Origin of the sequence: Oryzicola mucosus, assembly GCF_014534685.1 — a bacterium.
Taxonomy (GTDB): Bacteria; Pseudomonadota; Alphaproteobacteria; order Rhizobiales; family Rhizobiaceae; genus Oryzicola; species Oryzicola mucosus.
The window spans coordinates 55912-66419 of record NZ_JACVVX010000012.1; the positions used below are offsets into that span (position 1 = coordinate 55912).

The 10508-nt window shown below is 60.3% G+C and carries 9 protein-coding genes; 3 read left to right on the forward strand and 6 right to left on the reverse strand.

From position 1 onward, the window contains the following. Positions 1-50 precede the first annotated feature (50 nt). From ICI42_RS22285 to ICI42_RS22295, 3 genes are all read left to right on the forward strand, one after another. Entirely contained in the window at positions 51-1799 is a 1749-nt protein-coding gene (locus tag ICI42_RS22285) for a UGSC family (seleno)protein (protein ID WP_188166812.1), read from the forward strand. Positions 1800-1855: 56 nt separating this feature from the next. Continuing rightward, a complete protein-coding gene (locus tag ICI42_RS22290) occupies positions 1856-2773 on the forward strand; it encodes an NAD(P)-dependent oxidoreductase (RefSeq protein ID WP_188166813.1) in 918 nt (305 codons plus the stop codon). Between the two features lie 70 nt (positions 2774-2843). Further along, positions 2844-3074, forward strand: coding sequence for a NifU family protein (locus tag ICI42_RS22295; RefSeq protein WP_188166814.1), 231 nt, complete (start codon positions 2844-2846; stop codon positions 3072-3074). A 7-nt stretch (positions 3075-3081) separates the two neighbouring features. Here ICI42_RS22295 and ICI42_RS22300 read toward each other — a convergent pair whose 3' ends face one another. The 6 genes from ICI42_RS22300 to ICI42_RS22325 form a co-directional block, all read right to left on the reverse strand. Further along, complete coding sequence (locus tag ICI42_RS22300; protein ID WP_188166815.1) at positions 3082-3873, reverse strand: HpcH/HpaI aldolase/citrate lyase family protein; 792 nt, start codon at positions 3871-3873, stop codon at positions 3082-3084. After that, positions 3864-4733: an FAS1-like dehydratase domain-containing protein gene (locus ICI42_RS22305; RefSeq protein WP_188166816.1), complete on the reverse strand. Its 870-nt coding sequence runs from the start codon at positions 4731-4733 to the stop codon at positions 3864-3866. The genes ICI42_RS22300 and ICI42_RS22305 overlap by 10 nt, the downstream gene beginning before the upstream one ends. Beyond that, positions 4733-5902, reverse strand: coding sequence for an acyl-CoA dehydrogenase family protein (locus tag ICI42_RS22310; RefSeq protein WP_188166817.1), 1170 nt, complete (start codon positions 5900-5902; stop codon positions 4733-4735). The genes ICI42_RS22305 and ICI42_RS22310 overlap by 1 nt, the downstream gene beginning before the upstream one ends. A 73-nt stretch (positions 5903-5975) precedes the next feature. Beyond that, on the reverse strand, positions 5976-7118 hold the full coding sequence (locus ICI42_RS22315) for an acetyl-CoA hydrolase/transferase family protein (protein ID WP_188166818.1): 1143 nt from the start codon (positions 7116-7118) through the stop codon (positions 5976-5978). 89 nt (positions 7119-7207) lie between these two features. After that, positions 7208-8407, reverse strand: coding sequence for an acetyl-CoA C-acetyltransferase (locus ICI42_RS22320; protein WP_188166819.1), 1200 nt, complete (start codon positions 8405-8407; stop codon positions 7208-7210). A gap of 557 nt (positions 8408-8964) precedes the next feature. Further along, positions 8965-10425, reverse strand: coding sequence for an aldehyde dehydrogenase family protein (locus tag ICI42_RS22325; protein WP_188166825.1), 1461 nt, complete (start codon positions 10423-10425; stop codon positions 8965-8967). Positions 10426-10508 lie beyond the last annotated feature (83 nt).

A 10508-nucleotide genomic window follows, 5' to 3' on the forward strand; every position in this document is an offset into this window, starting at 1 on the left:
GTTTTCACGCCAGTCGGCGACACTCGGCTTCTCTCAGGGAGGAGACACCGATGAACGTGACTGTGAAAGAACCGGGCAACGCAACCGGCGCCGCCATTCTGGAAATCGTCAATCCGATCGCCCGCCAGAAAGTCGAGACTGCCCAGGCGGAACGCTTCCCGGCAGCGCCACGACTGGAAGACCTCGCCGGCAAAACCATCGGCCTCTTCTGGAACGGCAAGCAGCAGGGCAACCAGGCACTGGAGCGCACCAAAGCCAACCTGAAACGGCTCTATCCGGAGATTCGGTTCCGCGACTATCTGGGTGCCATGGGCGGCGTGCTCCGACGCGCTTCCGATGCGCAGCTCGATGCCATGGCCGGCGAATGCGACGCAGTGGTTGGCACGTCGGCTGACTGCGGCAGTTGCACCTCCTGGCTGATACACGACATGTGCGGCGTAGAGCAACGCGGCACGCCGGCAATCGCCTGGACTGCCAGCCAGTTCCACGAGGATGCCCACTGGAGCGCCAATGTATGGGGGGTGCCGGATCTGGTCATCGCGGAAGTTCCGGAATGCTTCACGAACAACAGTCCGGATCGCATCCACGCCATGGTCGATACCGCCATGGATGCCATCATTCGTGGTTTCACCCAGACGCCTCCGACTGCCACACTGGACTTCAAGCGCATCAGTCGCGAGAGCGTCGAACTGCCGTCGCTAATCTATGCCGGACGCGACCTGATGGACGCCTTCGACACGATGAATGCCGCTTTCGTCAAGGCCGGCTGGAGCGACGGCTTCCCGCTGGTGCCGCCGGTGCGCTCGAAGGTGGATGCAATGATTGCGGCATCCGGCCTACCGGGCGACCATGCCCTTGGCTTCCTGGAACCCGGGTTCGGCGTGGCGACCATCGAGAAGATCGCTGCCAACGCGGTAATGGCCGGCTGCACGCCGAAGATGATGCCGTTGCTAGTCACGATGGTCGAATGCTTCCTCGATTTCCGCGCAGGATGGCGTGGTGTCAACATGTCGACCGGCCCGCAGGCTCCCGTCATTCTCGTGTCCGGCCCGGTTGTGGAGGAACTCGGCTTGAACTACGGCATCGCGCCGATCGGCCCCGGCTCCCAGAACGCCGTCAATGTCGCTATCGGCCGGGCAGCTCGGCTCATCATGATGAATGTCGGCCTGTCCTATCCAGGCGTCAGCGATATGGATACCCACGGAACGACCATGAAGTTTTCGTATTGCGTCGCGGAAAACGAAGCACGCAATCCCTGGGAACCCTATCGTGTCACTAAAGGCTACGGACGCGAGGCTTCGACGGTCACGATCAACTCGCCCTTCTCGCAGACCTGCCTCTACGACTTCCAGAACCATGACGCCGAGATGCTTGCCGACGTCTTCTGCTCGGCCATGTCGTCGGCGGCTAATGCCATGGGAGCGGCGTGGCTCACCACCCACAAGGGAGTCGATGGCGTGCCGGCAGTCTGGCGCGGCGACCCGGATAACTTGCTACTGCTCTGCCCGGACCACGCCACAGTCTTCGCGCGGGCAGGCTGGTCGCTGGCGAATCTGCGTGAACGACTTTATCGCGGCTCGCGGCTGACCTTCCGCCAAGCAATGCTCAACAAGACACCCGAACTCTTCAAGGTCGTCCATCCGCATCTACAGTGGATGTGGGAACATCCGGACACCGAGATTTCGCTCTACGGTGCTCCGGAAAACTTCGATATCTTTGTTGTTGGTGGCGATGCGGGATGGAGCACTTGGCATGACGGCGGCACCTACTCGGTGACGCGAGCGATCCGCACGCCTTGACCGGCTAATCCACCAACACAGAGGCGGCAGCAGGGGATAATTCGGAGGGAGGAACCATGGCAGTTCTCGCACACCATATCCCCGAGGCCTACCTTGCTGCCATCCGGCGGGAAGGTAACGACCTGAACATCACGACGTCTTTTGAAGCCGGCGATCCGGATATTTGCTCTGCCCTGTTCTGGCTCGATGTGCCGGCCGGCTTGTCGGCCTTGCCGTCGCTCCGCCTCGTCCTGAGCCTGGGTGCCGGCGTGGAGCGCCTGACGAAGCCTGGCGTCATACCGGCCAAAGCCGCCATAGGACGCATCTCCAATGACATCCAAAGCGAAGGCATGGCTGACTACGTATTACTGCATGTGCTGAGACAGCACCGCCAGTTGGCCCGCCTCCAAGACGAGCAGCGGAGGCGTGTTTGGGAATGGCGTCTTTGGCCCCGCGCTCGCGACGTGACTGTCGGCGTCATGGGCCTGGGGCGGCTTGGAAGCGAAGCCGCCCGCAAGCTTTCCGCAATGGGATTTTCCGTCCGGGGCTGGAGCCGCAGCCTGAAACGGATCGATGGCATAGAGACCTTCGCCGGAACGCCGGAGCTTCCCGCCTTCTTGTCCGCATGCCACCATCTCGTCTGTCTCCTGCCGCTGACGCATGAGACAGAAAACATTCTGGCAGCGCCTCTGTTCTCGCACCTGCCGCGCGGCGCCTTCCTCATCAATGCCGGGCGCGGCGCGCATCTGGACGAGGCCGCACTGCTTGCCGCGCTCGACAGCGGGCAACTTGCCGGCGCTACGCTTGATGTGCTGCGCCAGGAACCTCCGACCCCCGACCACCCCTTTTTCGAGCACCCCGGAATCCTGCTCACGCCGCATTCGGCCGTCTGCTCGACGCCGGAGCAGATCGCGCCGGACGTGGTTGAGAACCTTCGTCGCGCCGAGCGCGGCGAGCCGCCACTTTACGCCGCCGATCGCGCGACGGGATATTGAGACAAGCAGTTTCCCAGTCTGCATTTGGACCGACGCGAACGCTTTGCACCAACCACCAGGAGACCTTTGCATGCCTCTTTCCCCAACCGATGTCGTCGCCCAGTTTCACCAGATGGTCGCGTCCGACGGGAGCAGCCTCAGTCTTGTCGCCGTCGAGAACGGATGCGCGCAGGTGCGCTATCAGACGTCCGGCGACGCACATTGCGAGACCTGCGTGCTGACACCAAGCGACCTTCGTGACATGCTGAGCGAGGCGTTCCAGCGGAACGATAGGGGCATCCGTGAAGTCGAGATGGTCTAAGACAGCATTAGATTCGCGCACTTGCCGATGCGAGAATCCGACGGGCGCGGATTCGCACCGGTTCATCGACCATGGCACCGTCGATCGCCGCCGCACCCTCGCCGGAGGCGAGGACGCGTTCAGCCCAGGCGAGCTCCCGTTCATCCGGATAATAGGCATCTTGGACTGCAACAACCTGCCTGGGATGAATGCAAAGCTTGCCCCCGAAGCCCAGATTGCGGCCATGGCGAGCATCATCCATGACCAGTTCCGCATCCTCTATCGCTGTCGTGACGCCGTCGACCGGGGCTGGCAGGCCGGCCAGCCGCGAGGCGAGCACCAGTTCGCTGCGGGCAAACAGCAGGGCGTCGCGATCGTGCGAACAGCTCAGATCGGCGCAATAATCGATTGAGCCAAAAGCAAGCCGGGCAACTGCTGGATGGGCCGCGATACCACGCGCCTCGGACAATCCGCGTGCCGTCTCTACCAGCGCGATGACGGGCAAGCGGATGGTTTCGAGGCAACCGTCCATCTCGGTCTTGGGTAGCATGACCATTGCAACGTTCAGCGCCGCTGCCGCAGCTAGATCCGCTGCATGCCAAGGGGTTCCGGCGCCGTTTATCCTTAGGATGACCGGCAGACTGGTGAAATCGGTGGTGAGGCTCGCCCGCGCGCGATCCTTGTCGGCCGGTGCGACAGCGTCCTCCAGGTCGATGATGACCACGTCCGCGCCGGAAGCGGCCGCCTTTGCGAAGCGCTCAGGCCTGTCGCCAGGAACGAAAAGCGCGGTAACAAAATCGCGCCCGATAGTCACGACCATTCAGCCTCCGCCGCCATGGCGACCGGTCCATTTTCTGCTGCCGTCCAAAGGGTCATTTTCCCGCCGCCGTTCTCATCCTTCGCATGAAGGCCGAACGGTGCGCCGTCGTAAATCGGCGACTGGCTGCGGAAGGAATAACGCGACGGAGGGCGGCCGTGGATTTCGGTTGCAAACATCATCAGCAGCGTTGCCTGAAGTGGGCCGTGGACAACGAGGCCGGGATAGAATTCAACATCGGTGGCATAAGCCCTGTCGTAGTGGATACGGTGTCCGTTGAAGGTCAATGCCGAATAGCGGAACAGAAGCGTGGGGGTTGGATCGACCCGGTTCCGCCATCTGCCCTGAGCGGCGGGTGACGGCGGTTTGGCCGGAGCCGGCGCAGTCTCGGCGCTGCGATACACGATATCCTGGCGTTCAGTCAGGACAGGCCGGCCAGCGACATCGAACGCATGTTCGACGGAAACGAAGCAGAGGGTGCCACTGCGCCCCCGCTTGATCGCCACGTCGCAGATGCGGGAAACGCGACTGACGGTTTCGCCGACATGGAGTTCTCCCGCGAACGACAGGCTGCCGCCCGCCCACATGCGCCGGGGGAGCGGAACAGGCGGCAAGAACCCCCCGCGCGCGGGGTGGCCGTCCTCGCCGAGAGAGGCTGTCGGCGCCACAGGAAGCGCCAGGCAGAAGTGGATCAGTCGCGGTGCAACGTCGCCTTCAGTCAGAGTTTCCCGGCGGTCGAAGGTGGCTGCGAATTTGCGAGCGAGATCGGCGGACAGAACGTCGGTCGCGCGCTCTTCGCGCCCGATCCAGCTTTTGAGGTGGTCTTCGTCGAGCACCTCCGCGTCGTGCGCAGATCCGCCCATCAGAAAGACCTTGGAAGTCCGAGCACGTGCTCGGCGACATAGGAAAGGATGAGGTTGGTGGAGATAGGCGCCACCTGGTAGAGGCGCGTCTCTCGGAACTTGCGCTCAACGTCGTATTCGGCTGCGAAACCAAAGCCGCCATGAAACTGAATGCAGGCGTTGGCCGCTTCCCATGACGCCTTGGCAGCCAAAAGCTTCGCCATATTGGCCTGTGCGCCGCAAGGAAGCCCGTCGTCGTAGAGACGGCAGGCTTCGAAGCGCATCAAGTTTGCGGCTTCAGTCTCGATGTAGGTCTCGGCGATCGGGAATTGCACGCCTTGGTTCTGCCCGATCGGCCGGCCGAAAACGATACGCTCCTTGGTATAGTTCGTCACCTTGTCGATAAACCAGTAGCTGTCGCCGATGCACTCGGCGGCGATCAGCACGCGCTCGGCGTTGAGGCCGGTGAGAATGTACTTAAACCCCTGTCCTTCCTCGCCGATCAGATTTTCGACCGGGATTTCGAGATTGTCGAAGAACAATTCATTGGTCTCGTGATTGACCATGTTCGGGATGGGCTGAACGGTCATGCCGTTGCCGGTCGCCTGCTTGATGTCGACGAGGAAGATCGACATACCCTCAGACTTCTTTTTCACCTGGTCGAGTGGTGTGGTGCGCGCCAGAAGGATCATCAGGTCTGAGTGGAGGACGCGAGAAATCCAGACTTTCTGGCCGTTGATGACGTAATGGTCGCCCTTCCTGACAGCCGTCGTCTTGATCTTGGTCGTGTCGGTGCCGGTTGTCGGCTCCGTGACGCCCATGGACTGCAGCCGCAATTCCCCTGTCGCTATCTTTGGCAGGTATTTCAGTCGCTGTTCCTCAGAGCCGTGCCTGATCAGCGTGTTCATGTTGTACATCTGGCCATGCATTGCGCCCGAATTGCCACCCGAACGGTTGATTTCCTCCATGATGACAGTGGCCTCCGTCAGACCCAGCCCGGAGCCCCCATAAACCTCGGGGATCAGCGCCGCCATCCAACCGGCCTTGGTTAGCGCATCGACGAAATCGTCGGGATAACCCCGGTGCTCGTCCACCTTGCGGTGATATTCTGCCGGAAACTGCGCGCAAAGATCGCGGACAGCTTCGCGAATATCCGGCGCGTAACGATCGCCAATGCTTTCAAAGCTCATGACATACCTCTGTAGGAAAGAAACATGTTGGGATGACCGACGTGGCCGAGGCAGTCGCTAGCGGGCCGTGTCATCAGGTTGCGCTAGCCTCGAGTTCGGCCCGGAAGTCTGGATGGGCAATGTCCAACATCATCTTGCGCCGTTGCGATAGGGTTTTTCCGCGCAAATCGGCCGCGCCGAACTCCGTCACCACGACGCCCGCATCTGAGCGGGAGATCGTGGTTGGCCCGGACAACCGCGAGACGATCCGGCTGATTTTGCCGCCCGCGGCCGTTGCTGTCAGGGCAATAATCGAAAACCCGCCCCGTGACTGAGCCGCGGCGCGGGCAAATTCGCCTCCTCCGCCGACACCACCGACATAGGCGCCATTCGCGACTTCGGAATTGACGGAGCCGTATAGATCTACCTCGACGGCGCTGTTGAGAGATACAAAGCGATCGATGGCTGCGATTGCAGGTGCGTGATGCGTGTACGATGTTGGCGCAAGGCGGATGGTATGGTTGCCATGAGCGACACGGTTCAGGGCGGCGCCGCCGAAAAATATACCTGCGATGGTCACACCCGCATCCTGTTTCTTACGAGAATTGTTGACGACGCCCGCCTCAATCAGACGAGCAACGCCGTCACCAATTGCTCCCGAATGGATCCCAAGATCGCTGTGAGAGGAAAGCGCCTTCAGCGCTGCCTCCGGCAATGCGCCTACACCGATCTGCAAGGTCGATCGGTCTTCCACCAGTCCGGCGACGATTTCCGCAATTCGAGCGATTGACCGATCGGGTAGAGTGGCGGGCGCCTGGAGAACCTCCCGGGAAGTTCGCATCACGGCAGCCAGCTGGGTGGTGTCTATCGGCGGCGCGCCTGGGGACCAGGGCGCTTCCGCATTGACCTCGGCAACTACCGCCTTGGCCCGAGCGGCGAGTGCGGGCAGATATTCGCAGGCTAGCGCATAGCGTATGATGCCGTCGGGACCCTCGGCCGCCTGTACCAGTACAAGATCCGGTGCAGTTAAGCTATCTGCGATCCTGGAATAAGAGCAGGGCAGGATGTCCAGTCTACCGGTTTTGGCGAGAGCCGCGTTCCGCCCCATACCGATATAGGATATGTATGATATGTCGTCGGCAAAGGCAGGATCGACTGTTCCCGCGAAGCTTCCACCTACGAACGCTCGAAAGCCGCCGATCTTGCGGCGCTGCTCGACGAGCGCCGTCGTCAGCATCAATGGCTCGGCGCATCCTTGCCCCCACGCCACAAATCCTCCGGGTGGGACGAGCCGTGAGAAGTCAGGCAGTGTTTGTTCCGAGCCTGTCAACGTGGTCTCTCGAATACCGCCGCAACGCCTTGGCCGCCGCCGATGCACATGGTCTCGAGGCCGTAGCGCCCGTTGCGACGCTCGAGTTCATAGAGAAGCGTACTTAGAATGCGCACACCGGTTGCACCGACCGGATGGCCCAGCGATATTCCGGAGCCGTGCACATTGAGCCGGTCCGGATCGTTCCATCCCCAACCCTTGAGAACCGATAGGACCTGGCAGGCGAAGGCCTCGTTAAGCTCTACGAGATCCATCTGGTCGAAAGTGAGCCCCGTCCGCGCGAACAGCTTTTGCACGGCGGGTACGGGGCCAAGGCCCATGGTCGCAGGGTGGCACCCAGCCGCCGCCCAGCCGGCAAGATAGGCGAGAGGCTCAAGGCCAAGTTCCTTCACCTTGTCTTCGGCAACGACGAGACAAGCCGCAGCCGCGTCGTTCTGTTGCGCTGCATTACCGGCGGTTACGGTTCCGTCCTTCATCACCGGCCGCAACTTGGCCAGGCTCTCGATTGTCGTGCCGGCGCGCACCCCCTCGTCGCGATCAAAAAGTATTGCGTCACCTTTTTTCTGGGGAACGCTGATCGGAACAATCTCCCTTGCGAAGACACCGGCCTCCCACGCCGCAGCGGCGCGCTGCTGACTGCGCGCTGCATAGGCATCGGCTTCCTCTCTGCTGATCGAGAACTCTTTGGCTAAGTTTTCTGCCGTCTCGATCATCCCAGAGATTTTGCCGAAGCGCTCGACGGGCTGCGATCTCTCGCGGCCCCGATCAAGCCGGTCATGCATAGGCTGCGTGCCTGCCCGGGCGCCCCAGCGCATAGCGGTCGAATAATACTCTACATTGCTCATGGATTCGACGCCGCCCGCCAGCACAACATCAGCCGCGCCAGTCTGTACCATCATCGCCGCGGTGATCACCGCCTGGAGTCCTCCGCCACAACGCCGATCAAGCTGCATGCCGGGCACCTCAATCGGAAAGCCGGCTTTAAGCGCGATCCAGCGGCCGATACAGGGCGTCTCACCGTTAGCGTAGGATTGTGCGAAGACCACGTCGTCAATCAGGGCTGGATCGACTCCCGATTGCGTCACCACCGCATTGGCGACAGCCGCACCCATGTCTTCGACGCTGACAGTCCGCATTGCTCCGCCGAAACCTCCGACGGGTGTCCGCATTGGAGATATGATGGCCGCTCGACGCATGATGTCCTCTTGTCACTGGTTTTTAGCTGCCGCAGTCTAGTTCCGACATCCTTTGCGAACGAGACGATGTCCGACCACGAGATGCCAGAAGAACGTTTAGCAGCAAGGCATCAATGTCCGATGTGCGAGACAAGGAAAAACCCAGACGTGTTTTTTTAATCCTGCATCCGACGCTCGCAACCTGATTCGTGCAGACCCGGTTTCATCACGCTGGCCCATTGAAGCTCTGAGGTGCTGTCGTTGAGTGTAGGTTAGGCTCGCGCGGGCGCGCCGAATAGATCGCGACAAAGCAGCACTACCCGGCCGCCACGCGTGGTTCGCCCGGTGGTAGAGGTGCCTGATCGCCTACGCCTTTCTCCAAGCCCGCCGCCTAAAAGCGGGGCGGAAAAAAAAGAGGCGGCGGACAACCGCCTCAACCGAGCATGCCAGCTGTTAGACAAGCCATTCTCGACCTCTTCAAGCAGTCGCTACCTCGAAGATGTCCTCACTGCCAGAAGATGCTCGCACACGCAGTCAGACCTAAACTGACAAAGTAGTGCTAGCGACTGAAGCATTGGCTATAGCTTTACAATAACTGACTTCAATTCCGTAAAATTCTCAATTCCTTCGAGGCCGCCCTCGCGACCCCAGCCAGACTGTTTATAGCCGCCGAACGGAACATTTATATCGATTCCGCCGCCGTTGACTCGGACTGAACCAGCCTTGACCTTGCGCGACATTTTTAGCGCAGTGGAGATGTCCCTGGTGTATATTCGCGCGCTCAAACCATAGGTCGTATCGTTTGCTTGGGCGGCTATCCCATCCAAATCCTCCTCATCGAACGATACCGCGCAAAGGATCGGTCCAAATATCTCTTCGCGCCGTACCGACATATTCTCAGTCGTGCCGGTCAATATAGTGGGCTCTACAAAGTATCCCGGGCCTTCGATGCTATTGCCTCCAACTGCGGCTGATGCACCATCTCTAAGCCCTGCCCCCACATAGCCGAGAACTTTCGCATGCTGGACATCAGAGATGAGTGGGCCCATATCGACGCCGGGCTCCAAGCCGGGGCCGACCTTGAGTGCCTTGGCGCGTTCAATCACCCCTTCGAGCACCTCATCGTAGACTTTTCGGTGGACGAAAAGTCTGGTTCCGGCGGCACACACTTGACCTGAATTTCGGAACACCCCGGTTGCGGTTCCCGAGACAGCCTGTTCGACATCTGCGTCCGGAAATACGATCACGGGGGACTTCCCACCAAGCTCCAGCGTTACCCGCTTCAAGGTTCCGGTTGCAGCACAGATGATTTTCTTTCCAGTTGCCGTTGAACCGGTGAAGGAGATCTTGTCGATACTGGGGTGATCCACGATTGCTGCGCCCGCATCATGGCCAAAGCCGGTAACGATGTTGATAACTCCTTCTGGGAAGCCAGCTTCCAGAACGAGTTCTCCAAGCCGAAGCGCTGAGAGAGGGGTCTGTTCTGCAGGTTTAAGCACTGCAGTGCAGCCGGCTGCAAGGGCGGGAGCAAGTTTGCCCGCAGCACTCTGGAGAGGTACATTCCATGGGATGATCAGGCCGGCAACGCCGATCGCTTCCCTGAGCGTAAAGGCGTGTGTGTTGTGGGAAACCTCCATGGTCTCGCCACGTAATTTGGTTGCCCAGCCGGAGTAATAATCGAACTTCTCGGCCGCGCTACGAACGTTTTCGGCAAGCGTCATTTTAAAAGGCTTGCCGTTATCCATCGTCTCTATGATCGCCAGTTCCTGCGCATTGACCTCGATGAGTTCGGCCAGACGCCGCATCAGTCGTGCCCGCTCGGATGGCGCCATCCGAGACCAGGGACCACTGTCGAATGCTCTTCGTGCTGCTTTGGCAGCGCGATCAACATCCATTGTACTGCCTTCTGCAACAGAGCTGATCACTGCTCCATTCGACGGATTTTTGACTTCGAAGGTTTTACCCGATGCTGCCGCGGCCCAGTTGCCATCGATGAGAAGTCGATGCTCTTTTGCCAGGAAGGCGTTTGCCCTACGCATATCGGTGTCGTTGAAGTGTTCACTAATCATCAGAAATTCCCTTAGTGTATTGCCGACTTCGTCAAAGCGCCTTTTCGAGTTCC

Coding starts and splice junctions, on each gene's coding strand:
- ICI42_RS22285 (WP_188166812.1), top strand. CDS start 51: ATGAACGTGACTGTGAAAGAACCGGGCAACGCAACCGGCGCCGCCATT.
- ICI42_RS22290 (WP_188166813.1), top strand. CDS start 1,856: ATGGCAGTTCTCGCACACCATATCCCCGAGGCCTACCTTGCTGCCATC.
- ICI42_RS22295 (WP_188166814.1), top strand. CDS start 2,844: ATGCCTCTTTCCCCAACCGATGTCGTCGCCCAGTTTCACCAGATGGTC.
- ICI42_RS22300 (WP_188166815.1), bottom strand. CDS start 3,873: ATGGTCGTGACTATCGGGCGCGATTTTGTTACCGCGCTTTTCGTTCCT.
- ICI42_RS22305 (WP_188166816.1), bottom strand. CDS start 4,733: ATGGGCGGATCTGCGCACGACGCGGAGGTGCTCGACGAAGACCACCTC.
- ICI42_RS22310 (WP_188166817.1), bottom strand. CDS start 5,902: ATGAGCTTTGAAAGCATTGGCGATCGTTACGCGCCGGATATTCGCGAA.
- ICI42_RS22315 (WP_188166818.1), bottom strand. CDS start 7,118: ATGCTGACGACGGCGCTCGTCGAGCAGCGCCGCAAGATCGGCGGCTTT.
- ICI42_RS22320 (WP_188166819.1), bottom strand. CDS start 8,407: ATGCGTCGAGCGGCCATCATATCTCCAATGCGGACACCCGTCGGAGGT.
- ICI42_RS22325 (WP_188166825.1), bottom strand. CDS start 10,425: ATGCGTAGGGCAAACGCCTTCCTGGCAAAAGAGCATCGACTTCTCATC.